The organism is Sagittula sp. SSi028 (genome assembly GCF_048553715.1).
In the GTDB taxonomy this organism is placed as follows: domain Bacteria; phylum Pseudomonadota; class Alphaproteobacteria; order Rhodobacterales; family Rhodobacteraceae; genus Sagittula.
Window position 1 is genome coordinate 119,156 of record NZ_JBLZNC010000005.1, and the last position, 25,483, is coordinate 144,638.

25 protein-coding genes and 1 tRNA gene are annotated in these 25,483 nt (G+C 64.2%); 12 read left to right on the forward strand and 14 right to left on the reverse strand.

What is annotated here, in order from left to right; genetic code table 11:
* Positions 1–95: 95 nt before the first annotated feature.
* On the forward strand, positions 96–1,835 hold the full coding sequence (locus tag ACN5AZ_RS11210) for a peptidoglycan-binding protein (protein WP_419428972.1): 1,740 nt from the start codon (positions 96–98) through the stop codon (positions 1,833–1,835).
* A gap of 83 nt (positions 1,836–1,918) precedes the next feature.
* Here the strand turns inward: ACN5AZ_RS11210 and ykgO are convergent, their stop codons facing one another.
* Together ykgO and ACN5AZ_RS11220 are read right to left on the reverse strand one after the other, a co-directional pair.
* Complete coding sequence (gene ykgO / locus ACN5AZ_RS11215) at positions 1,919–2,044, reverse strand: type B 50S ribosomal protein L36 (RefSeq protein WP_007792261.1); 126 nt, start codon at positions 2,042–2,044, stop codon at positions 1,919–1,921.
* A gap of 110 nt (positions 2,045–2,154) precedes the next feature.
* Positions 2,155–2,229 (reverse strand) — tRNA-Val (locus ACN5AZ_RS11220).
* Between the two features lie 157 nt (positions 2,230–2,386).
* Here ACN5AZ_RS11220 and ACN5AZ_RS11225 point away from each other — a divergent pair.
* On the forward strand, positions 2,387–3,253 hold the full coding sequence (locus tag ACN5AZ_RS11225) for an N-formylglutamate amidohydrolase (protein WP_419428973.1): 867 nt from the start codon (positions 2,387–2,389) through the stop codon (positions 3,251–3,253).
* Here the strand turns inward: ACN5AZ_RS11225 and lpxK are convergent, their stop codons facing one another.
* From lpxK to rbfA, 7 genes are all read right to left on the reverse strand, one after another.
* Complete coding sequence (gene lpxK, locus ACN5AZ_RS11230) at positions 3,254–4,249, reverse strand: tetraacyldisaccharide 4'-kinase (RefSeq protein ID WP_419428974.1); 996 nt, start codon at positions 4,247–4,249, stop codon at positions 3,254–3,256.
* A complete protein-coding gene (locus ACN5AZ_RS11235; protein WP_419428975.1) occupies positions 4,249–5,454 on the reverse strand; it encodes a 3-deoxy-D-manno-octulosonic acid transferase in 1,206 nt (401 codons plus the stop codon). Before ACN5AZ_RS11235 ends, lpxK begins: the two co-directional genes overlap by 1 nt.
* Before the next feature lie 5 nt (positions 5,455–5,459).
* Complete coding sequence (locus tag ACN5AZ_RS11240; RefSeq protein WP_419428976.1) at positions 5,460–5,699, reverse strand: DUF4170 domain-containing protein; 240 nt, start codon at positions 5,697–5,699, stop codon at positions 5,460–5,462.
* 133 nt (positions 5,700–5,832) lie between these two features.
* The gene (locus ACN5AZ_RS11245; RefSeq protein ID WP_419428977.1) at positions 5,833–6,606 is read right to left on the reverse strand and encodes an inositol monophosphatase family protein; all 774 of its coding nucleotides are present in this window, start codon (positions 6,604–6,606) and stop codon (positions 5,833–5,835) included.
* Complete coding sequence (locus ACN5AZ_RS11250) at positions 6,593–7,939, reverse strand: TldD/PmbA family protein (protein ID WP_419428978.1); 1,347 nt, start codon at positions 7,937–7,939, stop codon at positions 6,593–6,595. The genes ACN5AZ_RS11245 and ACN5AZ_RS11250 overlap by 14 nt, the downstream gene beginning before the upstream one ends.
* A gap of 135 nt (positions 7,940–8,074) precedes the next feature.
* Positions 8,075–8,830 (reverse strand): phosphodiester glycosidase family protein, encoded by a 756-nt coding sequence (locus tag ACN5AZ_RS11255; RefSeq protein WP_419428979.1) that lies wholly within the window; start codon positions 8,828–8,830, stop codon positions 8,075–8,077.
* Between the two features lie 7 nt (positions 8,831–8,837).
* Positions 8,838–9,230 (reverse strand): 30S ribosome-binding factor RbfA, encoded by a 393-nt coding sequence (gene rbfA / locus ACN5AZ_RS11260; protein WP_419428980.1) that lies wholly within the window; start codon positions 9,228–9,230, stop codon positions 8,838–8,840.
* An 89-nt stretch (positions 9,231–9,319) separates the two neighbouring features.
* On the opposite strand from rbfA, the gene dapB reads away from it, so the two are divergent.
* Positions 9,320–10,132, forward strand: coding sequence for a 4-hydroxy-tetrahydrodipicolinate reductase (dapB, locus tag ACN5AZ_RS11265; protein ID WP_419428981.1), 813 nt, complete (start codon positions 9,320–9,322; stop codon positions 10,130–10,132).
* Positions 10,133–10,208: 76 nt separating this feature from the next.
* On the opposite strand, the gene ACN5AZ_RS11270 is transcribed toward dapB, so the two are convergent.
* Entirely contained in the window at positions 10,209–10,409 is a 201-nt protein-coding gene (locus ACN5AZ_RS11270) for a DUF1674 domain-containing protein (protein ID WP_419428982.1), read from the reverse strand.
* An 83-nt stretch (positions 10,410–10,492) separates the two neighbouring features.
* Here ACN5AZ_RS11270 and ACN5AZ_RS11275 point away from each other — a divergent pair, with 83 nt between their 5' ends.
* The 7 genes from ACN5AZ_RS11275 to ACN5AZ_RS11305 all read left to right on the forward strand — a co-directional run bounded on the left by ACN5AZ_RS11275 (position 10,493) and on the right by ACN5AZ_RS11305 (position 19,337).
* Entirely contained in the window at positions 10,493–11,734 is a 1,242-nt protein-coding gene (locus ACN5AZ_RS11275) for an RsmB/NOP family class I SAM-dependent RNA methyltransferase (RefSeq protein WP_419428983.1), read from the forward strand.
* Positions 11,735–11,848: 114 nt separating this feature from the next.
* Complete coding sequence (locus ACN5AZ_RS11280) at positions 11,849–13,597, forward strand: heparinase II/III family protein (RefSeq protein ID WP_419428984.1); 1,749 nt, start codon at positions 11,849–11,851, stop codon at positions 13,595–13,597.
* A gap of 18 nt (positions 13,598–13,615) precedes the next feature.
* Positions 13,616–15,217 (forward strand): bifunctional phosphoribosylaminoimidazolecarboxamide formyltransferase/IMP cyclohydrolase, encoded by a 1,602-nt coding sequence (gene purH / locus ACN5AZ_RS11285; protein ID WP_419428985.1) that lies wholly within the window; start codon positions 13,616–13,618, stop codon positions 15,215–15,217.
* A gap of 250 nt (positions 15,218–15,467) precedes the next feature.
* Entirely contained in the window at positions 15,468–15,938 is a 471-nt protein-coding gene (lspA, locus tag ACN5AZ_RS11290; protein WP_419429157.1) for a signal peptidase II, read from the forward strand.
* 107 nt (positions 15,939–16,045) lie between these two features.
* Entirely contained in the window at positions 16,046–16,576 is a 531-nt protein-coding gene (locus ACN5AZ_RS11295) for a DUF3035 domain-containing protein (protein WP_419428986.1), read from the forward strand.
* A gap of 110 nt (positions 16,577–16,686) precedes the next feature.
* On the forward strand, positions 16,687–18,024 hold the full coding sequence (locus tag ACN5AZ_RS11300) for a M16 family metallopeptidase (protein ID WP_419428987.1): 1,338 nt from the start codon (positions 16,687–16,689) through the stop codon (positions 18,022–18,024).
* The gene (locus tag ACN5AZ_RS11305) at positions 18,021–19,337 is read left to right on the forward strand and encodes a M16 family metallopeptidase (protein WP_419428988.1); all 1,317 of its coding nucleotides are present in this window, start codon (positions 18,021–18,023) and stop codon (positions 19,335–19,337) included. The genes ACN5AZ_RS11300 and ACN5AZ_RS11305 overlap by 4 nt, the downstream gene beginning before the upstream one ends.
* Positions 19,338–19,413: 76 nt before the next feature.
* Here ACN5AZ_RS11305 and dapA read toward each other — a convergent pair whose 3' ends face one another.
* Positions 19,414–20,289, reverse strand: a complete 876-nt coding sequence (gene dapA / locus ACN5AZ_RS11310; RefSeq protein WP_419428989.1) for a 4-hydroxy-tetrahydrodipicolinate synthase — start codon at positions 20,287–20,289, stop codon at positions 19,414–19,416.
* A gap of 144 nt (positions 20,290–20,433) precedes the next feature.
* Between dapA and ACN5AZ_RS11315 the strand changes: the two genes are divergently transcribed.
* The gene (locus ACN5AZ_RS11315) at positions 20,434–22,398 is read left to right on the forward strand and encodes a lytic transglycosylase domain-containing protein (RefSeq protein ID WP_419428990.1); all 1,965 of its coding nucleotides are present in this window, start codon (positions 20,434–20,436) and stop codon (positions 22,396–22,398) included.
* Here the strand turns inward: ACN5AZ_RS11315 and ACN5AZ_RS11320 are convergent, their stop codons facing one another.
* Together ACN5AZ_RS11320 and mnmD are read right to left on the reverse strand one after the other, a co-directional pair.
* Positions 22,399–23,271 (reverse strand): DMT family transporter, encoded by an 873-nt coding sequence (locus tag ACN5AZ_RS11320; RefSeq protein ID WP_419428991.1) that lies wholly within the window; start codon positions 23,269–23,271, stop codon positions 22,399–22,401. It lies immediately after the preceding gene.
* Positions 23,268–23,942, reverse strand: a complete 675-nt coding sequence (mnmD, locus tag ACN5AZ_RS11325) for a tRNA (5-methylaminomethyl-2-thiouridine)(34)-methyltransferase MnmD (RefSeq protein ID WP_419428992.1) — start codon at positions 23,940–23,942, stop codon at positions 23,268–23,270. The genes ACN5AZ_RS11320 and mnmD overlap by 4 nt, the downstream gene beginning before the upstream one ends.
* Positions 23,943–23,989: 47 nt before the next feature.
* Between mnmD and ACN5AZ_RS11330 the strand changes: the two genes are divergently transcribed.
* On the forward strand, positions 23,990–25,030 hold the full coding sequence (locus ACN5AZ_RS11330) for an NAD(P)/FAD-dependent oxidoreductase (protein WP_419428993.1): 1,041 nt from the start codon (positions 23,990–23,992) through the stop codon (positions 25,028–25,030).
* A gap of 4 nt (positions 25,031–25,034) precedes the next feature.
* Here the strand turns inward: ACN5AZ_RS11330 and ACN5AZ_RS11335 are convergent, their stop codons facing one another.
* Positions 25,035–25,478 carry a MaoC family dehydratase gene (locus ACN5AZ_RS11335; protein ID WP_419428994.1) on the reverse strand — a complete coding sequence of 148 codons (444 nt, stop codon included), beginning with the start codon at positions 25,476–25,478 and terminating at the stop codon, positions 25,035–25,037.
* Positions 25,479–25,483 lie beyond the last annotated feature (5 nt).

The following is a 25,483-nucleotide window of genomic DNA, read 5'->3' on the forward strand; positions in this document are numbered from 1 at the left end:
CTGACAGACCCTGACGCGATCCTTTTGTAACGGGTGCAATCCTTTCTTGAGATAGTGCCGCAGCCTTGTAGGCTTGGACAAAAGGAGGATTTGTTATGCGGATTCTGACACTTGCCATCGCAGGGCTAATTACGGGCACAGCTGCGCAGGCAAACGGTGACGCTTTGGTCATCGGCAATAGCGTCTACAACGGGGTGCAAACGCTGTTTTCAGCGACCCAGGTGGACGAGACATCACAGGCCATGCGCGATCAGGGCTTTGACGTGACCGAGGCGCGGGATGCCACGGGACCTGCCATGTCGCAGGGGTTTGCGGATTTCGTCAGCGGGCTGGACGATGATGGTCCTGTGCTGGTGATGCTGGCGGGCGCATTTTTGCATGGTCCGGCGGGGGCTTATTTATTGCCCGCCTCGGACGGAGCCGCGTTAAGCGATTCCGCTGTCATGGTCGAAGCCTTTCCCATCGACGCCGCGCTCAGCGTTCTGGCAAAATACCCCGGGCGCGGGTTTCTGGTGCTGAGCGAAAGCGCGGTTGCGGCGGATTTCGGGGACTTCTTGTCTGCGGGTCCGGGGGCGCTGTCGGTGCCATCGGGCGTGACCGTGTTGCGCGGGCCTGAATCGGCTGTGTCGCGCTTTGCGGCTGGCCAAATGACGACACAGGGGCAACCTGTGGTGGCTGCCGCCCGTGCAGCGGGTTTGGTGGTCGAAGGCTACGCGCCAGACGATCTGGTGGTCGTGCCAAAGGCGGCTACGTCGGCGCCGGAAGAACCAGAGGATGCGCCGGTCGAGATTACGCCGATCCCGCCAGCGGTTGAGGACGCGCCAGAGGATACGGCGGAGACGGACGCGGCGGTAGAGACGGCAGAGGCCTTGATCGCAGAGGCGGAAACAGCTCCGGTTTCTGAGGCTGAGGCTGAGGCTGAGGCTGAGGCTGAGGCTGAGGCTGAGGCTGAGGCTGAGGCTGAGGCTGAGGCTGAGGCTGAGGCTGAGGCTGAGGCTGAGGCTGAGGCTGAGGAGAACATCGCGGAAACCACAGCTGAGGGCAATGTTACGCCGGATACAACCACCACAACCGAGGTCCCCGAGGACAGCGCCACGCCCGACACAACCGCCGAGGCGGAGGACACCGCACCGGAAGACACCCGCTCTGAGGTGGAGATCGCCGCAGACGAGGCCGCGTGGCGCGCCGCGCGTATCCAGAACAGCGAAAGCAGCTATGACGCCTATCTGGCGGCGCAACCCAATGGCACCTATGCCAATGCCGCGAACCAGCGGCTCAAGGCAATCAAGGCCGATCCGTTCTATGACCTGCGTCGCGCAGAGGAACAGTTGCGTCTGGATCGCGATGCCCGTCGTGACATCCAGCGCGATCTGGATGCCTTGGGCGTCTACCACTGGGGCGTTGACGGAATCTTTGGCGAGGGGACCCGCGATGCCGTGCGTGCTTGGCAGACGGCCGAGGGGCTGGAACCCACCGGCTATCTCGACCTCAACCAGATTGCCAAACTGGACGAGGGCGCAGCGGAGATCCGCGAAGCCGCCCGTCAGGAGCGGATCCGCCGTGATCAGGCCCGTGCCGCCGAAGAACGCCGCAAACGTGATGCCGCTGCCCGTGCCGCCGCTGACGCGCGCGCCGCCGCAGAACGCCAGCGCAACGCGCAGGCTGCAGCACCCGAAGCCGCGCCGGGACCGTCCGATGCTGTCATGTGGGCAGAGGTGGAGCGGCTGGGATCAGAAGAGGCCGTGCGCTCTTATCTGCGGATGTTTCCCAACGGGGCGCAATCCACGCGGGCAAGGCAGATGCTGATGGTGATTGACCGTATGCGCAGCAACTAAAGGCCAGCGGCAGACACAAAAACCCCCGTAGGCGCTGGCCTGCGGGGGTTCTTTGTGTTCGCTATCGCGAAGACCTGGGCGTATCAGCCCTGACGTGCTTTAAAGCGGCGCTGGGTCTTGTTGATGACGTAAACGCGGCCCTTACGGCGCACAACGCGGCAGTCGCGGTGGCGCTTCTTGAGCGAGCGGAGCGAGTTAGCGACCTTCATGGGTCTCTCCTTCGTCTTTCGCGGCGCGCGAGCGCCAGTTGCATGCCTGTCTCCGGAACACGGAGGGCGCGTTCTGTTCGGACGCGCCCGTGCCCCGGAGGGTGAATTCATGGTGGGCGATACTGGGATCGAACCAGTGACCCCTTCGATGTCAACGAAGTGCTCTACCGCTGAGCTAATCACCCATATGGCCTGCGCTGCTGCCCCGTTCCCGCCTCTTTCAGAAGAAAGAAGCGCGGGATGACCGCGCCGGTGGAGGGGTCTATAAATAGGTTCTCAGGTGGGATCAAGGGCTTTTGGCAGAGAAAGATTTCGTTCATTGTGCCATGCAAAGGATTGTTTATGGCCTGTATACCTTATCATCTTTATTTACCTGATGCGTTGCGGTCCTGCGCGGTTTTTGCGTCGCCGCATTCGGGGCGGGATTATCCGTCCGAATTTCTCAAAAGCTCGGTTCTCGACACCCGTTTGATTCGCTCGTCCGAGGACGCGTGGGTTGATTTGCTTTATGATTCTGCGCCCGACCACGGTGCGCCGTTGCTTTTGGCCGGTGCGCCGCGTGCTTATGTCGACCTTAATCGCGCGGCGGATGAATTGGACCCCGCGCTGATCGAAGGCGTCCGCCGCGCCGGTCACAATCCGCGAATCGCCAGCGGTCTGGGGGTCGTCCCTCGGGTCGTCGCAGGCGCGCGGGCCATCTACCGCGGCAAGCTGTCGCGGCAAGAGGCGGAGCGCCGGATCGAACAGATCTGGAAGCCCTACCACGCCAAACTGGCCCTGCTGATGGAAGGCGCGCGCGCAAGGTTCGGGCAGGCGGTTTTGATCGATTGCCATTCGATGCCGCACGAGGCGCTGCACAATGTCATGCGCGACCGCGCGCGGCGTCCGGAGATCGTGATCGGTGACCGCTTTGGCGCATCGGCGAGCCCCGCGATTGTCGACCAGATCGAAGCGATCTTTGTTAATGCAGGGTTCGAGGTGGCGCGCAATGTCCCCTTTGCCGGAGCCTATATCACGCAGGCCTATGGCCGCCCGTCGCGCGGCTATCACGCGGTTCAGATCGAGATCGACCGCGCGCTTTACATGAACGAACGGACCATTCAGCGCACAGAGCAGTTCGGCCCGCTTCAGACGCGTCTGCGTGGCGTCGTGGCCGAGCTGGCACGAATCGGGATGGACGAGGCGCAAAAGCCGCTGGCGGCAGAGTGATTACCGCCCCAGGACCCGGTCCAGTGCAGCGTCCAGCAGCGCGCTGTCGTCGAAGGTCAGCCTGACAGGCAGGGTCAGCACCGCACGCCGCATGCCAGCTGGAAGCCGCACCGCGTCTTTCTCTGTGGTGACCAGTTGCGCCCCGTGTTTGGCCGCATCCTGCACGATGCGCTGCAAGATGGCGGTGGTGTAGGGCTGGTGATCGCCCAAGGCGACTGTGCCACGCAGGTCTGCGCCCTCGGCCCGCAGGGAGGCGAAGAACTTCTCCGGATGGCCGATGCCCGCGAAGGCAAACACCGGCATATCCTGCCAATCCATGCCGGTTTGCAGCGGCGTCAGCGCGGCCTTCAGCTGGGGCACAGACAGCGCATCCTGCCATGTGGCGCGAAACCGGTCCTGCGCATGGGGCGGCCCGATCGAGACCAGCAGATCGGCGCGCGCCAATCCCGCCGCCACCGGTTCGCGCAGCGGCCCCGACGGCAGGCAGCGCCCGTTGCCAAACCCCATATGGGCGTCCACGGTCACGATTGTCAGATCCTTGGCAATCGCCGGATTTTGCAGACCGTCGTCCAACACGATCACATCCGCACCGGCCTGTTGGGCCGCGCGGGCCCCTGCGGCACGGTCCTTGGCCACCCACGTGGGGCCAAAGGCGGCCAGCAGCAGCGGCTCGTCCCCCGTCTCTTCGGCGGTTTGCGTCGATGGATCGACCTGCACGGGGCCCGCCAGCTTGCCGCCGTAGCCGCGCGTGACCACATGGGGCGTCAGCCCGCGCGCTTGCAGCAACTGGACCACAGCGATGGCGGTGGGTGTCTTGCCGGTGCCGCCTGCGTTGATGTTGCCGATACAGATTACCGGAACATCGGGGCGCACGTCAGGCGCGCGGGCCACCCGTGCAGCAGTGGCGCGGGCGGTCAGCGCGGCAAGCGGTGCCAGCAGGCGCGATTGCCAACTGGGCGCGTCGGGCGCGGTTGCCCAGAATTTCGGGGCATGCATCAGCTTGCGTCCTTTTTATCCAGAAAATCCGACACATCGGCGATCACCTGATCGACCAGTTCGGCCCCCGAAGTGATCACATCCCAGCCCGCATGGGCCATCTGCGCGGCCTGATCGGGGGCGACCAGTTGCAGCACGGCGGCTGCCAGCGAATCGGCATCGCGGACAATGCGGGCGGCGCCTGCCTCGACCAGTCGCGAGTAGCTGCCCAGATGTTTGCCCACGTTCGGCCCGTACAGGATCGCGGTGCCAAGCGCTGCCGCCTCGAACGGGTTTTCCCCGCCTGTGCCTGTCAGCAGAGAGCCGCCCAGAAACGCCAGCGGGGCCACGCGATACCACAGGCCCAGCGTTTCCGGCCCTTCGGTCAGCATGACTTGGGTGTTCTCGTCGGGCGTGTCGCCCGCATCCCAGTTGCAGATCCGCATCTGCGAGGCTTCGGCGGCGCGGGTGATGCGCAGGGCCTCATCCTCGTCCGAGGGGACAATCACCAGCAAAAGCCTGTGGTTGAGCCGGATCGCTTGCCTGTGCGCGGCAAGCACGTCGCGCGCCTCTAGTCCGCGCAGCCGCGCGGCCAGCCAGACGGGACGGCCCGCGAGCAAGCCGCTCAGCTCGTCATGCAGCCCCTCGGGGCAGGGCAGGGGCATCGCGCTTTCGGTCAGCGGGGTGGCGGCATGGATGCGTGCGCTGTCCAGCCCCATGCGCCGCAACCGCCGTGCGGCGGCCTCGCCCGTGGCGTAGATCTGGTCAAACAACGCAAGCGTCGCCGCCGAAGGGTCGGGCAGCCATCGCGCGGCGCTGGTGGCTTGCGGCGCCTCTGCGTCAATATCCAGCGCCATCAGCCGTGTGCCCGCTTGCGACAGGGCAAACAGCAGCGCAGGGCGCAATTCGCCGCCACCCCACAGCACCACATCGGGTGCAATGTCGGTGGCGAAGGTGGAACACATCGACAGGCGCTCTGGCGGGACTGGCAGGCTCAGCATGTCGGGCTGTGCGGGAATGTCGCCGGAGATGGCCAGCGTGACGTCAGGATATTGGTTGTCCAGCCGCGCGCATAGATCCGCCATGGCGCGGCCCCGCGCCTTGCCCGTGGCATAGGCCCAAACCAACGGCCCCGCAGGCCGTGGCGGCAGGGCAGGCATGTCCGTGGCCGCGCCCTTGCGCGCCGTGGCGAGATACGCCTGCAACGACAGCGCGCGACCTGACATAAGGGTTAACCCAACTCCTCGGTCGAAGACGCCTCTGCCCCTTCTTCGCGCAGGCGGTGCAGGTGCGCGATGAAGTAGCGCATATGCGCGTTATCTACGGTCTTCTGGGCGTTCTCTTTCCACGCGTCATAGGCCGCCTCATAGTTGGGAAAGATGCCAACGATGTGAATGTCATCGACGTTGCGAAACACGGTTTTTGTCGGGTCGGTCAATTCGCCGCCGAAGACAAGGTGAAGACGTTGCATTTCCGTACTCCTGTGTAGCAGGGGGTGGCGCATAGTGCCGCGTAAGTATCCATCCCGCCCCGAGGGTCAAGGCCGCGGTCGCCGTAAACTGCCACGCCCGGGTCAAGAATGTCTTGCCAGAACAGTAGCGGTTTCACGCCAGCCGTTGCAACAGCCCGTCATGCAGGGCGGGGTTGGCGGCCACCATGCCGTTTGTCTGCGGATGCGGCGCGTTGAACCGCAACGCGGACCCGCGCCGGTCGCTGACACGCGCGCCGGATTCTGACAGGATCAGCGCGCCGGCGGCGATGTCCCACTCCCACGTGGCGCGCAGGGTCAGCATGGCGTCAAACCGCCCCTCGGCCACCAGACACTGCCGATAGGCCAGCGATGGGCGGTGGTGGCGGGTCACCTGCGGGACGGCACCGCGCCAGTGTTCCGCCGCCATCACAGGTTTGGTGGCCAGCAGATCCGCACCTTCAATATCACCCCGCGCAGAGGCCGCGATCGGCGCCCCGTTCATCTGTGCGCCCATGCCCTGTTGCGCGGAATAAAGCCGGTCCAGCAAGGGCAGAAATACGACGGCTGCGGTGGTCACGCCGTCGCGGACAATGGCCAGCGAATGCGCCCATGTGCGCGCGCCTTCAATGAAGGATCGTGTGCCATCGATGGGATCGATTACAAAGACCGTGTCCTGCGTCAGCCGTGCGGGGTCGTCGATGCTTTCCTCGGACAGCCAGCCGTAATGGGGGCGGGCGTCGCGCAGGATCTGTTCCAGCCGGTCGTTCACGGCCAGATCGGCCTGAGTCACCGGGCCTTGCCCATCGTCTTTGTCACGCACGCCAAGCTCTTGGCCGACAAAGGCGCAGGCCGTCTGTCCGGCGGCGCGGGCCGCGCGGATCAGCAGGTCCAGATCAGTCTCCCGCAAGCGTGAGCCCCTCGACCAGAAGCGACGGCACAACACGCGACAGCCACGGGCGGGCGTCGTTTGCGGGGATCAGGCTGCGCAGCATGTCGCGCAGATTGCCCGCGATGGTCACGCCGGACACCGGATAGGCCGCGACGCCGTTTTCCACCCACCAACCCGCAGCACCACGGGAATAGTCGCCGGTGTTGGGGTTGATGGTCGATCCGATCATCGAGGTGACCAGCAGGCCTGTGCCCATCTGCGCCATCAGCTCGGCGCGGCTGTTCTGGCCCTGGGTCAGCTCAAGGTTCCAGCAAGCCGGGCTGATCCCGCCCGACGTGCCGCGCGCCGCGTTGCCTGTGCTGTCGAGACCCAGCTTGCGTGCATTGGCAAGATCCAGCGTCCAGCCCTGCAACACCCCGTCCGCGACCAGTGCACGCCGACGGGTGGGCAGCCCCTCGCCATCGAAGGGTCGGGAAGAGGCCGCGCGCGGGCGGTGGGGGTCTTCGATCAGGTCGATCCCCTTGGGCAGGACGTCTTCGCCCATAGCATTCAGCAGCCACGAAGAACCGCGTGCAATGGCCGCCCCGTTGGAGGCGGCGGCCAGATGCCCGATAAGAGAGCCGGAAATGCGTTCATCGAACAGTACGGGGTAGGCGCCGGTCTTGGGGCGGCGCGGGTTCAGCCGTTCCACCGCACGCTCACCGGCGACGCGGCCAATGTCCTCGGCGCTGCGCAGGTCGTCCTGAAAGGTCCGCCCGTCGCCGTCGTAATCGCGCTCCATCTTCAGGCCTTCGCCCGCGCTGGCCACGCAGGACCGCGACCGCGAGGTGCGCCGGTAGCTGCCTTCGAACCCGTTGGTGGCAGCGATGGCCACATCCTGTGCCGAATAGGTGGCCGATGCGGATTGCACCTGTGTCACACCTGCGACGGCCAATGCGGCGGCCTCGGCCCGGCGTGCATCGTCTTCGAGCGTGGCGGCAGAGGGTTCCGGTGTCGGATCGGCCAGTTCCAAAGCGGCGATATCCCAGTCGCGGGCCAGCGCGTCAGAGGGGGCCAGCCCCACGTAGACGTCTTCGGGCGCTTCGCGGGCCATGGCGACCGCGCGTTCAGCCAGCATCGCCAAGGTGTCCGGGCGGGTGTCCGACGTGGACACCGACGCAACCCGCTGACCGACAAAAACCCGCAGGCCAAGATCGCAGCCCTCGGCCCGTTCCGCCTGTTCTAGCGCGCCCGCGCGCACGTCGATGGACACGGCGGTGCCATCAATGGCAACCGCATCGGCGGCATCTGCCCCGGCCTTGCGGGCGGCGTCCAGCAGGGCGCGCGTCAGATCGGAAGGGGACTGGGACATGGGACGGCCTCCGTAGTGGTTTGTACCGAGGTAGGCTGCAGGCGGCTTGCGTGCAAGCCTTTCACGCGTCGCGCCCGGCCCTTTGCGCAGCCCCATGGGCGACCACATGACCGCCCGATGTCGGGGCGGGCAGGATCAATCCAGCGGTTTTGTCACGGCCACGATCGGCCCCATGCGGCGGCCCAGATCATTGCGTCCCAGTTCCGGTGCGTACAGCCGCGAGATATTGCCATCGAGAAACAGCGCATTGGGCAGCTGCAACCCGTCGCGGAAAAAGCGGGCAAATTCGTGGAAGGTCACCGTGTTCTGAGAGATCACAAAGACCGCGCGGCTGCCGTCCTGTGTCGTGCCTACACCGTTGCGGATATAGCGCGAGGTCGAATCGGGCAGGAAGCGCGGATGCAGTTTGCCGTCGATCACCAGCATCGGGCCGGATTGCGTGGCGTGATTGCAGCTCGGGGCCTGCTTCAGGAAATCGCCCGTCTCAAAAACACGCGCGCTGTCGTCGGCGATGCAAAACACACCGTTGGGCAGCAGGCCAAAGTTCCCCGGACCGGCGGAGGCAATCACCCGCATCTCTTCGCGCCCGTTCTCCACATAATGGCCAACGGGGGAGCGGTCGTCGTGATACATGCCGGCGTTCATGCCAAAGACCAATGTCTTGCCTTCATCGGCCAGCGCCTGATCGAGAAAGGTGAAATGGCCATAAGGTGCGCCATCGGGCTTGGCACGGTAAAGGCCCAGCTCTTCGGTGGTGGCATCCACGGTGCAGACGGTGAAGCGGTTGTCGTCAAATTCGGTGTTTTCGCAACTGACCGCCCCCGCCGCAGGGGCAAGACCCAACAGCGACAGGCCGGCCACGATCACAGCGGGCAACGCTTGGCGCAACATGGGGCGATTACTCGACGTCGCGGCGGACGGTGTCGTCCGAAAACAGGCGGCGGGTTTCGTCGAGCTGGTCAAATGTCTCATCCAGACGGAACCGCAGCTCGGGCGAGAATTTCATCGTCAGCCCCTTGGCGACGGCGCGGCGCAATTCGTTCCGGTTACGCTTGAGCAGCTCGAACATCTCGTCCGCGTTCTGCCCACCCAAGGGCACCACATAGGCGGTTGCCACCTTGAGATCGGGGGAGACGCGGACCTCGCCCACGGTGATGACCATGCGGTTGAGTTCGGGGTCATGCACCTCGCCGCGCGAAAGCACGTCGGAAAGCTGTCGCCGGATGACCTCGGAGACGCGGAGCTGTCTTTGGGACGGGCCGGGGCCGTCGTGGAATCTGTTCTTTGCCATAGGGTGACAGTTAGAGCGTCAGTGCCGCTTTGCCAAGCGGGACGCGGGGTTGTAAGGGATGGGCAGCAAAAGGATGTGGAGACAAAGCGATGACCAAACAGCCGGGCGTGGTGGTAACAGGCGTTTCGGGACGCATGGGGCAGATGCTGGTGCGCGAGATCACCGCGTCGCAGGATCTGGAACTTGTCGGCGCGCTGGAGCGGTCGGGCCATGACTGGGTGGGTCAGGACGTGGGCACCGCCATGGGCGGCACGGCGCTGGGCGTAACGGTCGAGGATGATGCGGCAGCGGTGTTCGCGCGCGCCGATGCGGTGATCGATTTCACCGCCCCCGTGGCGACCGTGGCCTTTTCCGCGCTGGCCGCAGAGGCGGGTATCGCCCATGTGATCGGCACGACCGGGCTGACCGACGAAGACATTGCCGCCATCGACAAGGCGGCGGACCGGTCGGTGATCGTGCGGGCGGGGAATATGTCGCTGGGCGTCAACCTGTTGACCCGTCTGGTCAAACAGGTGTCGCAGGCGCTGGACGCGGATTGGGACATCGAGATCATCGAAGGCCACCATCACCACAAGGTAGATGCCCCCTCTGGCACAGCCTTGATGCTGGGCGAGGCGGCTGCCGAAGGGCGCGGCGTGGCGCTGTCTGATGTGTCGGATCGCGGGCGGGACGGCATCACCGGCGCTCGCAGGCGGGGCGATATCGGCTTTCACGCCATTCGGGGCGGGGACATCATCGGGGAACACGAGGTGATGTTTGCCACGCCGGGCGAGCGGATCGTGCTGAAGCACATGGCATCCGACAGGGCACTGTTTGCGCGTGGCGCGCTGAAGGCCGCGCTGTGGACGCAGGGCAAGGCGCCGGGCCATTATGACATGCTGGATGTGCTTGGCCTGACCTGAGGCTTTGGCCGGGCGGTCCGGTGGGTGGCTCTCTTGCCCTGCGGCAATTCGCCCACCCGCCGACCCGACTGGCGCATCAGAAATCGATGGCGATGCCCTTTTTCTCCCAGTCGCCGTAGCGGGCGGGGTCCAGCCCGTCGCGGCCGCCGTATTCCTTGGGGCGGGCCTGTTCGGCGGCCTCCAGTTGGGCGCGGCGTTCGGCGGCTTCGGCTAGGGCGCGTTGGGCGGCGGGGGGCAGATCGGTCTGTGTGTCGGGCGTGTCTGGGCTGTCGGTCATGAGGCTTTCCTCTGTGGGGTGGTGTTGATATAGGCCCGAGGGTCCGGTCCCGGCAAGGTCGGCCCGCAACATCAGGAGAGAACATGAGCGCACCAAGCCCCGCCCGTCTGGCCGCTGTGGACCTGTTGGATCAGGTTCTGGACCGTGGTTTGCCGCTGTCCGAAGACGCCCGGCTGGACCGTTTGGCCCCGGCAGATCGGGCCGCTGCGGGGCGGTTGGCGGCAGATGTGTTGCGTGGGCTGGAACGCTGCGACAAGATCCTGAAGAACTATCTGCGCAAAACGCCCGAGCTTCGGGTGATGAACATCCTGCGGCTGGGCTGTCTGGAGCTGTGCACAGGCGGTGCGGCCCATGGGGTTGTGTCCGATTGTGTGAACATCGCCGCCGCCGGCAAGGCCACGCAAGGGGCCAAGGGGCTGATCAACGCGGTGTTGCGCAAGGTCGCCGCCGAAGGGCCTGCCGTGTGGGGCAAACTACGCGTGCCGCGCCTGCCGAAATGGCTGCGCAAGCCGCTGGTGGATGCCTGGGGCCCGCATGTGATGGCAGAAATGGAGCGCGCGCATTTCAACGGCGCGCCGGTGGATCTGACGTTGAAGGGCACCGCGCCTGAGGGGCTGGAGGCGCAGGTGCTTCCCACAGGGTCGCTGCGTTTGCGGGATGCGGGGCAGGTCAGCGCCTTGCCCGGCTTCAAGGACGGCGCGTGGTGGGTGCAGGATGCGGCAGCCGCGCTGCCTGCCAAGCTGATGGGTGATGTGTCCGGCCTGTCGGTGCTGGATATGTGTGCGGCGCCGGGCGGCAAGACGCTGCAACTGGCCGCAGCCGGGGCAGAGGTCACCGCGCTGGATCTGTCCGAGGCGCGCCTGCAGCGCGTGCAGGAGAACCTTGACCGCTGTGGGCTGCGCGCCAAACTGGTGGCGGGCGACGCGTTGGAACATCGCGGCAGCTATGATGCGATTTTGTTGGACGCGCCATGTTCTGCCACGGGCACCATTCGCCGCCATCCGGATCTGCCCCACGCCCATCAGGGCGAGAAAATCGCCGAGCTGATCGGGTTGCAGTCGTGGATGCTGGACCATGCGCTGTCCCTGCTGAAGCCCGGTGGGCGTCTGGTGTTTGCCACTTGCAGCCTGATCCCCGACGAGGGCGAGTGCCAGATCGAAGAGGCGCTGGAGCGTCATCCTGACCTAAAGGTGATCCGCCCCGAGGCCGATTGGATCGAGGATCGCTGGCGCAGCGAAGAAGGCGGGCTGCGTCTGCGTCCCGATTTCTGGCCGCAACACGGTGGGATGGACGGTTTCTACATGGCGGTCCTGACCAAAGGGTGACCCTGCGGGCGATGCGAACTCGACAGATGACTTAGCCTGCATTGCGCTGTATGATGCCGCCAAAGCGCCCGACAAGGGCCATTCCCGACCCACGGGACAAGAGGCAAGGCAGAGATGGCAACGCAAGCGAACTGGCGCACTGCGCCTGTGCGAGTCATGAACCGTGTTCACGCGCGGCTGGCGTCACGTGCGCGGCCCGCGGACGGTTTTGTATCGCAACCTGAACCCAGAACCGTGGGCTTTTTCGCCCGTGGCCGGCAGTTGATCGCCGGTAACCTGATGTTTGCCGGCCATCTGGTGGAGGCGCCGAACACCCTGTTGTGGGAGATCACCCCGCCCGACGAGGTTTTTGCTGAAGAGATCCATGGCTTTGGCTGGCTGGATGATCTGGCCGCCGTCGGTGATCTGAAGGCGCGCAAACTGGCACAGGATTGGCTTTGGGCATGGATTGACCGCTACGGGCGTGGGCATGGGCCGGGCTGGACGCCGGAGCTGACGGGGCGGCGGGTGATCCGCTGGATCCATCACGCACTGTTTTTGCTGCGCGGGCGGTCCGCCGAGGAATCGCAGGCGTTCTATGCGGCCTTGGCGGCGCAGGCGCGGTTTCTGGCCAAGCGTGGACAATCGGCGGCCCCGGGGCTGCCGCGTTTCGAAGCGATGACAGGGCTGTTGTATGCGGGTTTGTCGCTGGACGGGATGCAATCCTACATCGAACCGGCGCGACAGGCTGTGGGCGCCGATTGCGCGCGCCAGATCGACGCGCAGGGCGGCCTTCCCACCCGCAACCCCGAAGAACTGTTGGAAGTTTTCACCCTGCTGACCTGGGCGCAGGCCGCCTTGGTCGAGGGCAATCTGACACCGCATCAGGATCACGCCGCAGCGATTGCACGTATTGCGCCGACGTTGCGCGCCCTGCGCCATGCGGATGGTGGCTTGGCCCGGTTTCATGGCGGTGGGCGCGGGCTGGACGGGCGGCTGGATCAGGCGCTTGCGGCCTCGGGGGTGAAACCCCGTCGCAGCGAGGGGCTTGCGATGGGGTTTGCGCGTCTGTCTGCAGGGCGGACCAGCGTCATCATTGATGCCAGCGTGCCGCCCACGGGGGCTGCCTCGGCGAATGCGCATGCCTCGACCCTCGGGTTCGAGCTGACCTCCGGCAGGCGGCCCGTGATCGTGTCCTGCGGATCGGGCGGCGGCTTTGGCGAGGACTGGCGGCGGGCAGGGCGGGCCACGCTGTCGCATTCGGCGCTTTGCCTGCAGGGCTATTCCTCGGCGCGGTTGGCGCCGGAACGCTGGGTCGGGCAGGCGCGTCGCGAGTTGCTGGAAGATACGCCAACAGATGTTCCGACCCATATCTCCGAGCTGTCGGAAAGCGTCCGCTTCGAGGGCGGGCATGACGGTTATGTCACGCTGCAGGGGCTGACCCATGCCCGGTCGCTGGAGCTTTCGCTGGATGGGCGCAGCCTGCGGGGGGAGGATTACCTCGTCGCCTTGGACGGGGCTGCGAAAAAGCGCTTCGACGCGGCGATGGATCAGGTCAAGCTGGCGGGCCTTCCGTTCGAGATTCGTTTCCATTTGCATCCTGACGTGGATGTGGCGGTGGATATGGGGGGCGCTGCTGCGTCACTCGCGCTTAAAAGCGGTGAAATCTGGGTGTTTCGCTTTGATGGCGGGGTCGACATGCGTCTGGATGCCTCTGTTTATCTCGAAAAGGGGCGTTTGCGGCCCCGTGCGGCCAAGCAGGTGGTTCTATCCGGGCGGGCAATGCAGTATGCGACCCGCATCCGCTGGTCTTTGGCAAAGGCGCAGGACACGGCACTGGCCGTGCGCGACCTGAACAGGGATGAGGCGGAGCTGAACGTTTAACCGCTCTGGAGTCCCCTGATGACCGTCCAAGACCTCGCCCCTGTGCGCCGCGCGCTGATTTCCGTCTCTGACAAGACCGGCCTGATTGATCTGGCCCGTGCGCTCGACGCCATGAAGATCGAGATCCTGTCCACCGGGGGGTCGGCGGCGGCGATCCGCGATGCGGGCATTCCCGTGCGCGATGTCAGCGATCTGACCGAATTCCCCGAGATGATGGACGGGCGGGTGAAGACGCTGCACCCCAAAGTGCACGGCGGTCTTCTGGCGCTGCGCGACAACGGGATGCATGTGGCGTCGATGGCGGAACATGGCATCGTGCCGATCGATTTGCTGGTGGTGAACCTCTATCCGTTCGAGGCGGCGCTGGCGCGTGGCGCAGGCTATGACGAGATGATCGAGAACATCGACATCGGTGGCCCTGCGATGATCCGCGCCTCGGCCAAGAACCATGCCTTTGTCACCACCGTGGTCGATGTGCAGGACTATGACGCCCTGCTGGCGGAGCTGAAATCCCACGGCGACGAGGCGCAGACATCTTACGGGTTCCGTCAGAAGATGGCCCAGATCGCCTATGCCCGCACCGGTGCCTATGACGCGGCGGTCAGCACATGGATGGCCGACGCTATCGGAGAAGAGGCACCGCGCCGTCGCGTGATCGCGGGCGAGCTGAAGCAAACCCTGCGTTACGGCGAAAACAGCCATCAGAAGGCGGCCTTCTACGTGGATGGATCGAACCGCGCCGGTGTGGCCGTGGCCGAACAGCTGCAGGGCAAGGAGCTGTCCTACAACAATTTCAACGACACCGATGCGGCGTTCGAGCTGGTGTCGGAATTCCTGCCCGATGACGGCCCAGCCTGTGCGATCATCAAGCACGCCAACCCTTGTGGCGTGGCCAAGGGTGCCACCATGAAAGAGGCCTATCAGAACGCCTTTGATTGTGACCGCACCTCGGCCTTTGGCGGGATCGTGGCGCTGAATGGTGCGCTGGACGGCGACACCGCCGAGGCGATTTCCGAGATCTTCACCGAAGTGGTCATCGCGCCCGCGATCCATCAGGACGCCCGCGATATCTTTGCCAAGAAAAAGAACCTGCGCCTGATCCTTGCCCCCGGTCTGGCCAACACCGCAGAGGCCGGTCTGGCCTACAAACAGGTGTCGGGTGGCATGTTGGTGCAGGACCGCGACAACGGCGCGCTGACGGTCGACGACCTGAAGGTGGTGACCAAAGTTGCCCCCACCGACGCCCAGATGGAGGACCTGCTGTTCGCGTGGAAAGTCGCCAAACACGTCAAATCCAACGCCATCGTCTACGTGAAGGACAAGGCCACCGTGGGTGTGGGGGCAGGCCAGATGAGCCGTGTGGACAGCGCGCTGATCGCGGCCAAAAAGTCCGAGCGTATGGCCGAGGCGCTGGGCCTGCCGCAGCCGCTGACCATCGGATCGGCGGTGGCGTCGGATGCGTTCTTCCCCTTCGCGGACGGGCTGCTTGAAGCGGCGGCTGCAGGCGCGACCTGCGTGATCCAGCCGGGCGGCTCCATGCGTGACGAAGAGGTGATCAAAGCCGCCGACGATGCCGGTCTGGCCATGGTGTTCACCGGAATGCGTCATTTCCGCCACTAAAGCGGCCCGGTCCGCGGCTTCTGGCGGCGGGCTATACTTTTGAACCGCAGGGTTCGTTGTGCCTATGGTTGTGCGCTCCTTCGGGGGCGCATAATCTTTTGGTAAAGATAAATCCGGCAACGATCCGCCACTAGCCCGACTTGGGTGCGCAGGGCAGGTACCGTTAGACTGGAAAAGACGTTAGAAGGCGCGGGCATTTATGAGCGAGACAGCAGTGGCAGGCAAACAGCCTCATCTTTCGTCCCCCTCCATGAGACTGGTCTGGTGGGCGGCATTCTGGATCTTTGTGATCGACCAGATCACCAAGGTCTGGGTCGTGCATGTTCTGGATCTGAAAAACGTGCTGCGGCTCGAAGTGCTGCCGCCCTATCTGAATTTCCACATGGCATGGAATTACGGGATTAACTTCGGCCTGCTGGCGGGCGAAGCGCCGCTGACTCGCTGGATTTTGATCTCTGTGGCCTTGGGCATTGTGCTGTTCGTCGTGGTCTGGATGCGCCGCGAACCGCCGGGCAAGGCGGGTCTGATCAGCGCAGGTCTGTTGATCGGCGGCGCGCTGGGCAATGTGGTGGACCGCGTGCTTTATGGCGCGGTGGCTGATTTCCTGAACATGTCCTGCTGCGGTTTCAACAATCCCTTTGCCTTTAACGTAGCCGATATCGCGATCTTTGCAGGAGCCTTGGGTCTTGTGCTGTTTCCCGGCGTGAAGCCGTCGAAATAAAGCAGATCGGCGGCTCGTCTCCTGTTCGCGGACGGAATGCAAAACGCCCCGTGACGCCATGCGGACAATGGGTTAGAACCATCGCGACACGAAAGTTGGAGGGTGTGATGCGATCTGCGCGTCTGGCAACCGGTTTGATCCTTGGCGCATTGGCGCTGGCGGGCTGTTCGCAGTCCCGCGATGGCGTGCGCCCGCTGCACGATCTGCGCTCCAACAGCGGCGAGCCCGAAGAATTCGCCATCGTTCCCAACAAGCCGTTGACCGTGCCGGACAGCCTTGCGGCACTGCCCACCCCCACGCCGGGCGGCAGCAACCGGACGGATCAGAACCCGCAGGCCGATGCGGTCGCAGCGCTTGGGGGCAATCCCGCGCGTCTGCAGGCCGGCACCGGCATCGGGGCAGGTGACGGGGCGCTGGTACAGCAGGCCACGCGTTTCGGCACCGATCCCGCGATCCGCCAGACATTGGCCACCGAGGATGCCGCCCTGCGCAAACGGCGTGGATTGTTCAGCTGGTCGATTGTGCCGCAGGACAATTATACAAACGCTTACCGGCGGGAAACTTTGGATCCTTATGCTTGGCTGAACCGTTATCGGCAGGCAGGGGCCAGAACGCCCGCTGCGCCTCCGGCTGAGTGAACTTTCGCCGACGTCGGGTCAGAAGATCGTGATCCGCCGTGACGTGGCTTGAAGTTGGCTTGGCCTCGCGGTCCAATGGATGCGTCCGAGTAAGCAGAAAGTGACACGACATGCGCCGACTCTCTCTCGCCTTGGCCTTAGCTTTGACACCGCCCGCAGCGGTCGTCGCCAGCGCCGAAGCCCCAGTCACCAGCTTTACACTGGACAACGGGATGGAGGTCGTCGTCATCGAAGATCACCGCGCCCCCGTTGTGGAACATATGGTCTGGTATCGCGCCGGATCAGCGGATGAGCGTCGCGGCGTGTCCGGTGTGGCGCATTTTCTGGAACACCTGCTGTTCAAGGGCACCGATACGCTGGCGCCGGGCGAATTTTCCAAGGTTGTCGCCGCCAACGGTGGCTCTGACAACGCCTTCACCAGTTATGACCAGACCGCCTATCACCAACGGGTGGCGGCCGACCGTCTGGATCTGATGATGCAGATGGAAAGCGACCGAATGGTCAATATCCGGCTTGACGATGACGATATTGCCACCGAACGGGATGTGATTCTGGAAGAGCGCAACATGCGCGTGGAAAATTCGCCCCGTGGCCTGTTTCGCGAACAAATGCAGGCGGCGCTGTATCTGAATCATCCCTATGGCACACCCATCATCGGCTGGCGCCACGAGATGGAGCAGCTTGATCTGGATGCGGCGATGACGTTCTACAAACGCTATTACGCGCCCAACAACGCCATTCTGATCGTGGCCGGCGATGTTATGCCGGACGAGGTGCGCCGTCTCGCGGAAAAACACTACGGCCCCATTCCGGCGAACCCCGAGCTTGGCGAACGCAGCCGTCCGTCCGAGCCGCCGCAACTGGCAGAGCGTCGCATCACCTATCGTGATCCGCGCGTCTCGACCCCTTATGTGAACCGTCTCTACCTTGCGCCGGAACGCGACAGCGGGGCGCAGGAAACCGCCGCAGCGCTGACGCTGCTGGCAGAGATCTTGGGCGGGGGGCAGACCTCTGTTCTGAACCAAGCGCTACAATTCGAGCAGAAAAAGGCGGTCTATACCGCGGCCTTCTATAACTCGACCTCACTGGATAACAGCAGCTTTGGCCTGTTTGTGGTCCCCGCCGCTGGCGTCACGCTGGAGGAGGCAGAGACCGCCATGGACGATGTCGTGGCCTCCTTCATGGAAAACGGGTTTGACGAGGCGCAGCTGGAGCGGATCAAGTTCCAGATGAAAGCATCGCAGATCTACGCGCAGGACAATGTCAGCGCCTTGGCGCGGCGCTACGGAAATGCGCTGACCGCCGGTCTGACCATCGAAGACGTCAAAGCATGGCCCGATATCGTCGATGCGGTCACGGTTGATGACATTATGGCCGCCGCCGAAATGGTCTTTGACAAACGAAAATCCGTCACGGGCTATCTGATGCCGCAGGAGGTAAGCCAATGAAGCGTTTCGTACTCGCGCTTGGTTTGATGTTGGGGGCCACTGTCGCCCATGCGGAAATCGACATCCAAGAGGTGCAAAGCCCCAAAGGGTTCAAGGCGTGGCTGGTCGAGGATCACGCCATCCCCTTTGTTGCGCTGGAGCTGCGGTTCAAAGGCGGTGCCTCGCTTGACGAGGTGGGAAAACGGGGCGCGTCGAACCTGATGATCGGGCTGCTCGAAGAGGGCGCCGGTGATCTGGACGCACGCGGCTTTGCCGAACAGTCGGAGGCGATTGCCGCCCAGTTCGGCTATTCCATCAGCGATGATGCGGTGCAGATTTCCGCCAAATACCTGACGGAGAAGAAAGACGAATCGATTGCCTTGCTGCGGGCCTCGCTGAATGATCCGACCTTTGATCAGGCCAGCGTGGACCGTGTGCGCCAGCAGATCCTGACCAGCCTGCGGTCGGACAAGACTGACCCGGACCAGATCGCGCGCAATGCCTTTTCTGCGCAGGTCTTTGGTGATCACCCCTATGGCAGCGATTACGCGGGCACCGTTGACAGCGTACAGGCCCTGACCCGTGACGATGTGGTGACGGCATGGCGCAACGCATTGGCGCAGGACCGCGCCTATGTGGCCGCCGCCGGTGACATCACGGCCGAGGAACTGGGCGAGGTGATGGATCTGCTCTTGTCGGACTTGCCTGAAACCGGCGCGCCGCTGCCCGAACGGGTCGAGGTCGAAACCACGGCGCGCGTCACTGTGCTGCCCTTCGAGACGCCGCAATCGGTGGCTTTGTTCGGGCATCGCGGGCTGCCGCGCGATCACCCTGATTTCTTTGCCGCCTATGTGATGAACACCATCTTTGGCGAGGGCGGTTTTGAATCGCGTCTGATGACAGAGGTGCGTGAAAAGCGCGGCCTGACCTACGGCGTCTATTCCTATCTGCTGCCAAAGGATCATGCCGAACTGCTGATCGGGCAGGTGGCATCGGCCAATGACCGTATCTCCGAGGCGGTGGATGTCATTCGTGACGAATGGGCAAAGCTGGCGGAAAACGGCGTGACGCAGGCAGAGCTGACGCAGGCGCAGACCTATCTGACCGGTGCCTATGCGCTGCGGTTCGATGGCAATGGCCCGATCGCAAAGATCCTTGTGGGCATGCAGATGGACGGGCTGACGCCGCAATACATCAACACACGCAACGACCGGATCAATGCCGTCACGCTGGAGGATATCAAACGCGTGGCCGCCGAGATCATCAAACCCGACGAGCTGACCTTTGTCGTGGTCGGTGATCCCAAGGGGCTGGATGGCGGCATCATCCACTGACGCCTTTCATAGCGGTGCAAAGAAAAAGGCTTCTGTCGCGGGACAGAAGCCTTTTGTTTCTCTGTGTGTGCCGGTTTTAGTTCAGCAGGCCCGCGTGGCGCAGGGCCGCGTCGATGCGGTCCTCGACAGGTTTGGTCACGGGAACCAGCGGCAGGCGCACGCTGTTCTCGCACAGGCCCAGACGGGACATGGCGTATTTCACGCCGCACAGACCTGGTTCGGCAAAGATCGCCTGATGCAGAGGCATCAACCGGTCCTGCACTTGCAACGCGGTGGCGAAATCACCGGCCAGACAGGCGTTTTGCATCTGCGCACACAGCGCCGGTGCGACGTTGGCAGTGACAGAGATCATGCCGCGCCCGCCTTGGGCGTTGAACCCATGCGCGGTGGCGTCTTCGCCCGACAGTTGGATGAAATCGGTGCCGCAGGTCAGACGCTGTTGGCAGACCCGCGCCAGATCGCCTGTCGCATCCTTCACGCCCGCGATATGGGGCAGCTTTGACAGCTCGCCCATGGTGGCGGGGGACATGTCCACGGCTGACCGGCCGGGGATGTTGTAGATGATGATCGGCAGTTGGGCCGCGTCATGCACGGCTGTGAAATGCGCGATCATGCCCGCCTGTGTCGGCTTGTTGTAGTAGGGGGTGACGATCAGAACGCCATCGGCGCCGACTTCGCGGGCATGCACGGCAAAGCGCACCGCCTCGTCGGTGTTGTTCGACCCTGCACCGGCAATCACCGGAATGCGGCCAGCGGCGGCTTCGACCGTGGCCTCGATGACGGCCTCATGTTCCTTGTGTGTCAGCGTGGGGCTTTCGCCGGTGGTGCCGACGGGCACCAGCCCGTGCGATCCCTGATCCACGTGCCAGTCGACCAGCTGTTTGAGCGTGGCGAAATCCACCGCGCCGTCCTTGAACGGCGTGACCAGGGCAGGCATTGATCCCTTGAACATTTCACGCTCCTTTGCTGTGTCTTCGGGTATTGCACGTCTTGGAGGATTTCCGCCGACCCGACGGGAATGTGTGTTGATACCAAGGCTTCGGGCGATATCCTCCGGGTTGGGTCTTTTCACTTTTCACGCGGGAAATGCAAGCCGATGTCGCGCCTTCTTGCCGTTTTGCTGTTCATTGCGTTCTCTGTGGCCGCACCGGTTGCCGCTCAGGTGGGGGAGGCGGGGCAATCGTTGTCGCGTGCGATGGCCTACCTGCGCGAGGGCAACTGGGCCGCCGCCCAGATCGAGTCGCGCGGCGATGGGCAGGTCGCGGTCGATATCATTTTGTGGCACGCGTTGCGCAACGGGCGTGGTGACGCCCGCGAAGTGCTGGATTTTCTTGACCGTCACCCCGACTGGCCGGGGCTGCCGTACTTGCGCGAAAAGGCCGAACCCATCGTTGCGGACGAGGCCACGCCCGATCAGATACAGGATTTCTTTGCCGATGCGCAGCCGCAGACCGGGGCAGGGGCGCTGGCCCTTGCGCGCAGCCATGCCGCGCGCGGCGAGGAGGGGCTGGCGCAGGCGGATATCGTTCTGGCGTGGCGCACCCTGTCGATGTCTGCGGACGAGCGGCGGGCCTTCCTTGACCAGTGGGGCGGGATTTTGACGCCACATCACACGGCCCGTCTGGACATGGCGCTGTGGAACGGCTGGGCGCAGAACGCGCGCGGGATGCTGTCGCTTGTCGATGACGGATGGACCGCGCTGGCCGAGGCGCGCATGGGTCTGCGGGCTGCGGCAGGCAATGTGGACGGGCTGATCGCGCGGGTGCCGGAGGCGTTGCAGGATGATCCCGGCCTCGCCTATGAGCGGTTCTTTTGGCGGGTACGCAAGGGGCGGCGCGCGGACGCCATTTCGCTGCTCAACGCGCGGTCGACGTCTTTGGACAGCTTGGGCGAACCCTGGGCCTGGGCGCAGCACCGCCAAGATCTGGCCCGCCACCAGATGCAGGAAGGCGATCACAGCGGCGCCTATGACATCGCCTCCAAACACTATCTGATCGAGGGGTCGGATTACGCGGCGCTCGAATGGCTGTCGGGGTTTCTGGCCCTGCGCTATCTGGACCAGCCGGAACAGGCTGTGACGCATTTCTCCAATTTCCTTGATGCGGTCTGGACGCCGATTTCGGTCGGGCGCGGCGGATACTGGCTGGGCCGTGCTCTGGAGGAAACCGGCGACACCATCGCAGCCAAACAGGCGTATCAGCGCGGGGCGGAATACCAGACGTCGTTCTACGGGCTTCTGGCGGCGGAACGCGGTGGCTTGCCCGTTGATCCCACCTTGGCGGGCACCGAGGATTTCGGCGACTGGCGCGAGGCCACATGGACCGGGTCCAGCGTCTTTGAGGCGGCAATCCTTTTGCTTGCAGCGGGGGAGGTGGACCTTGCCGAGCGTTTCCTGACCCATCTGGCAGAGAGCCTTGACCGCGATCAGATGGGGCGCATGGGCCAAATGCTGGCGGAGATGAAACTGCCCCATATCGGCGTCATGCTGGGCAAACGTGCGGCACAGTTCGGGATCGAACTGCCGGGGCCGTATTACGCGCTTCACCCCGAGGTTGTGGCCACCGAGTATCCGGTGCCCAAAGAGATGGTGCTGGCCATCGCCCGCCGCGAATCCGAGTTTGACCCCGAGGTGATTTCAGGTGCGGGCGCGCGGGGGTTCATGCAGTTGATGCCTGCGACCGCGCGCGAAGTGGCGGGGCAGCTTGACCTGCCCTACGACGCACAGCGGCTGTTGGTTGATCCCGCCTATAACGCCACGCTGGGCTCTGCCTATCTGGCCGGTTTGGCGCAGCGCTACGATGGCAATGCGGTGATGATGGCAGCGGCCTATAATGCGGGGCCGTCGCGCCCGGACCGCTGGATGCGTCTGTTTGGTGATCCGCGCGCCGGTGACATCGACATTATCGACTGGATCGAGATGATCCCCTTTGACGAGACCCGCAACTATGTGATGCGGGTCACCGAAAGCCTGCCGGTCTATCGCGCGCGTCTGGGGCGTGATCCGCATCCGGTGCCGTTTACCCAAGAGCTGCTGGGCAACACCCTGCGCGCCATCGACTGATCAGCCTGTGGCGGCGCGGTGTTGCCTCCACAGGGTAAACAGCCCCGCGGCCACGATCAAACCGGCGCCGATCATGACATTGGCACGCAGGGTTTCCCCGAACACCACCAGCCCCAGCGTGCTGGCAAAGACCAGTTGCAGATAGGCAAAGGGCTGGACGGCGCTGGCCTCGGCCACCTCGTAGGCGCGGATCATCAAGTAATGGCCCATCGCGCCAGACACGCACAGCGCGGCCATCCACAGCCAATCCGTGCCGACCATCGGATTCCAGGACCACATGCCAATGGCGGTGGCGGCAAAAACACCCGTTGTGCCGGTATAAAAGAACGACGTGGCAGCGGTGTCCGTGCGCGCCACGTAGCGCGTCAGCAACGCATAGAGCGCAAACATCAGCGCCGCGCCCAGCGGGATAACCGCGTAAGGGGAAAACACGCCGCCCGACGGTTGCAGAATGATGATCACCCCGACAAAGCCCACGCCAATGGCCGCCCAGCGACGCCAGCCCACCTGTTCGCCCAGCACAGGGCCCGACAACGCAGCCACCAACAGTGGATAGCAGGCAAAGACCGCGTGGCTTTCCACAAGGCCCAAGTAGACAAACCCCAGAACCATCACGTTGATTTCGACCACCAGCAGGATGCCGCGGAACATCTGCAGCAGCGGGTGGCCGCTGCGGACGGCTTGTCTCAACCCGCCTTTGTGACGCGCGGCGAGCGAGATCACAAAGGCGGCAAAGAACCAGTAGCGGACCATCACTACCATCATGGTATTGTATTCGCTGGCCAGATAACGCGACAGCCCGTCCTGCAGGGCAAAAACGAAGGTCGTGGCCACCATCAACGCGATGCCTAGGCGGGTGTTCTGTTCGGTCATAGGCTGGCCTTTGTGGCAGTGGTCATATGGCGTTTGCGCCCGTATCCGGGCTGGCGTGTGACGGTGAACCCCGCGTCTGACAGGGCGCGCCGCACGTGACCTGCGGCGGTGTATGTCGCAGCGGTCCCGCCATCGCGGGTGTGGCGGGCGACCTCGGCCAGCAGGTCAGGCGACCAGAGTTCGGGGTTCTTGGCGGGGGCAAACCCGTCCAGAAACCATGCGTCTGCCGCCTGATCCCACGCGGGCAGCGTCTGGCGGGCATCCCCTTCGATCATGGTGAATTCCAGATCATCGGTCTGGAAGCTGCGGGTGTCGGTTTGCCAATGGGGGGCCAGCTCTGCCGCGAGCGCTGCCAACTCGGGAAAGCCTGCCTGCGCACGGATCATGTCGGCGCCCGACAGGGGAAAGGCCTCGAAGGTGGTAAACCGCAGCCGCCCTGCAATGCCGGACGCACGCCACAGATCCAGCGCGGCGAGCAGGTTCAGTCCGGTGCCAAATCCCAGTTCGGCCACGGTGAAGCCATCGCAAAACCGCGCGGGCAGGTCATTGCCCGCCAGAAAGGTATGACGGGTTTCGGCCAAACCGTTCTCAAGCGAATAATAGGGGTCATCAAAACGGGTCGAGACGGGAATTTCGTCCCGCCAGTCAAGCGGAGGGCTCTGGTCGGGCATTTGGGATTTCCTTAAAGATGTCACAGACATGACGCGAGGAGACGGCAATGACAAGCGTGGACGTGACCATTCGCGGGGCGGGAATTTTCGGCCTGTCCATTGCCTGGGCGCTGACGCAGCGGGGCGCGCGGGTGCAGGTTGTCGATCCTCATGGGGCGGGGGCCGGATCCTCTGGCGGGATCGTCGGTGCCTTGGCCCCGCATGTGCCCGAGAACTGGAACGAGAAGAAAGCCTTTCAACTCGACAGCCTGCTGATGGCAGAGACGTTCTGGCGCGAAGTGGAGCAGGCCGGTGGGCAGAGCGCGGGCTACGGGCGGACCGGCAGGCTGCAACCGGTGATGGATGACAACGGTCTGGGCTTGGCGCGGGAACGGGCCACGGGGGCCGCACAGCTATGGCGCGGTCAAGCGGTGTGGGAGGTCGTCAAGGACGCAGGTCCGCTGGCACCGGCATCGCCCACAGGCTGGCTGATCCGTGATACGCTGACCGCCCGCATGCACCCGCGACATGCCTGCGCGGCTTTGGTGGCAGCCTTGGCGGCCCGTGGGGTGCCGGTGTTGGCGCAGGCCGAGGATGCAGGCGCCGTGCTGTGGGCGACCGGCTGGCGCGGCCTGCTGGATCTGACGGAGGCCACAGGGCGCAAAGTTGGCGATGGCGTCAAAGGGCAGGCGGTCGCGATGCGGTTTGACGCGGGCGCCGACGCGCCGCAACTGTTTGTGGACGGTCTGCACATCGTGCCGCACGCGGATGGCACCGTGGCGATCGGGTCAACGTCCGAACGTACGTTCGATGACCCCACCGCGACAGACGCGCAGTGCGAAGGCTTGATTGAACGGGCGCGCGATGCCTTGCCCGCGCTGCGCAAGGCCGAGGTGATCGAACGCTGGGCGGGGGTACGTCCTCGCGCACGCAGCCGCGCGCCTCTGTTGGGGCGCTGGCCCGACCGCGCAGGGCATTACGTTGCCAATGGCGGGTTCAAGATCGGCTTTGGCATGGCCCCCAAGATCGCCGATGTGATGGCGGATCTGATCCTAAACGACCAGTGGGGGGGCATTCCCGAGGGGTTCCGGATCGGCGGACCCGAGTAGCGGGTCAGTCGAATTTGCGCGACGGGGCCAGCACTTTGGCCTCGCCCACCAGAACCTTTTTGCCATCAACGGCACAATGGGTTTCCAGCGTTACGCGTCGCTTTGCGGGATCGATGTCGACCACCTTGACCTCGGCATAGACCATGTCGCCGGGGCGCACGGGGGCCAAGAATTTCAGCGACTGGCCAAGGTACACCGTGCCATGACCGGGAAGCTGTTCCCCGATGACTGCCGAGATCAACCCGGCGGTCAGCATACCATGGGCGATGCGGCCCTCGAAAATGGTCTCTTGGGCGTAGGCGTCATCAAGGTGCACAGGATTGCGGTCGGTCGACACCTCGGCGAACATTTCGATGTCCTGATCCGTCACCTGTTTGCGCAGGTGGCGGGTCATGCCCATTTCGATGTCTTCGATGCAGATTGTTCCGCGCGGCAGGTTGTCCAACATCTCGC

Excerpts from the sequence above, each read along its gene's own strand:
- ACN5AZ_RS11210 (WP_419428972.1), top strand. The coding sequence starts at position 96 with ATGCGGATTCTGACACTTGCCATCGCAGGGCTAATTACGGGCACAGCT.
- ykgO (WP_007792261.1), bottom strand. The coding sequence starts at position 2,044 with ATGAAGGTCGCTAACTCGCTCCGCTCGCTCAAGAAGCGCCACCGCGAC.
- ACN5AZ_RS11225 (WP_419428973.1), top strand. The coding sequence starts at position 2,387 with ATGGCCTGTATACCTTATCATCTTTATTTACCTGATGCGTTGCGGTCC.
- lpxK (WP_419428974.1), bottom strand. The coding sequence starts at position 4,249 with ATGCATGCCCCGAAATTCTGGGCAACCGCGCCCGACGCGCCCAGTTGG.
- ACN5AZ_RS11235 (WP_419428975.1), bottom strand. The coding sequence starts at position 5,454 with ATGTCAGGTCGCGCGCTGTCGTTGCAGGCGTATCTCGCCACGGCGCGC.
- ACN5AZ_RS11240 (WP_419428976.1), bottom strand. The coding sequence starts at position 5,699 with ATGCAACGTCTTCACCTTGTCTTCGGCGGCGAATTGACCGACCCGACA.
- ACN5AZ_RS11250 (WP_419428978.1), bottom strand. The coding sequence starts at position 7,939 with ATGTCCCAGTCCCCTTCCGATCTGACGCGCGCCCTGCTGGACGCCGCC.
- ACN5AZ_RS11255 (WP_419428979.1), bottom strand. The coding sequence starts at position 8,830 with ATGTTGCGCCAAGCGTTGCCCGCTGTGATCGTGGCCGGCCTGTCGCTG.
- rbfA (WP_419428980.1), bottom strand. The coding sequence starts at position 9,230 with ATGGCAAAGAACAGATTCCACGACGGCCCCGGCCCGTCCCAAAGACAG.
- dapB (WP_419428981.1), top strand. The coding sequence starts at position 9,320 with ATGACCAAACAGCCGGGCGTGGTGGTAACAGGCGTTTCGGGACGCATG.
- ACN5AZ_RS11270 (WP_419428982.1), bottom strand. The coding sequence starts at position 10,409 with ATGACCGACAGCCCAGACACGCCCGACACACAGACCGATCTGCCCCCC.
- ACN5AZ_RS11275 (WP_419428983.1), top strand. The coding sequence starts at position 10,493 with ATGAGCGCACCAAGCCCCGCCCGTCTGGCCGCTGTGGACCTGTTGGAT.
- ACN5AZ_RS11280 (WP_419428984.1), top strand. The coding sequence starts at position 11,849 with ATGGCAACGCAAGCGAACTGGCGCACTGCGCCTGTGCGAGTCATGAAC.
- purH (WP_419428985.1), top strand. The coding sequence starts at position 13,616 with ATGACCGTCCAAGACCTCGCCCCTGTGCGCCGCGCGCTGATTTCCGTC.
- lspA (WP_419429157.1), top strand. The coding sequence starts at position 15,468 with ATGAGACTGGTCTGGTGGGCGGCATTCTGGATCTTTGTGATCGACCAG.
- ACN5AZ_RS11295 (WP_419428986.1), top strand. The coding sequence starts at position 16,046 with ATGCGATCTGCGCGTCTGGCAACCGGTTTGATCCTTGGCGCATTGGCG.
- ACN5AZ_RS11300 (WP_419428987.1), top strand. The coding sequence starts at position 16,687 with ATGCGCCGACTCTCTCTCGCCTTGGCCTTAGCTTTGACACCGCCCGCA.
- ACN5AZ_RS11305 (WP_419428988.1), top strand. The coding sequence starts at position 18,021 with ATGAAGCGTTTCGTACTCGCGCTTGGTTTGATGTTGGGGGCCACTGTC.
- dapA (WP_419428989.1), bottom strand. The coding sequence starts at position 20,289 with ATGTTCAAGGGATCAATGCCTGCCCTGGTCACGCCGTTCAAGGACGGC.
- ACN5AZ_RS11315 (WP_419428990.1), top strand. The coding sequence starts at position 20,434 with ATGTCGCGCCTTCTTGCCGTTTTGCTGTTCATTGCGTTCTCTGTGGCC.
- ACN5AZ_RS11320 (WP_419428991.1), bottom strand. The coding sequence starts at position 23,271 with ATGACCGAACAGAACACCCGCCTAGGCATCGCGTTGATGGTGGCCACG.
- mnmD (WP_419428992.1), bottom strand. The coding sequence starts at position 23,942 with ATGCCCGACCAGAGCCCTCCGCTTGACTGGCGGGACGAAATTCCCGTC.
- ACN5AZ_RS11330 (WP_419428993.1), top strand. The coding sequence starts at position 23,990 with ATGACAAGCGTGGACGTGACCATTCGCGGGGCGGGAATTTTCGGCCTG.
- ACN5AZ_RS11335 (WP_419428994.1), bottom strand. The coding sequence starts at position 25,478 with ATGTTGGACAACCTGCCGCGCGGAACAATCTGCATCGAAGACATCGAA.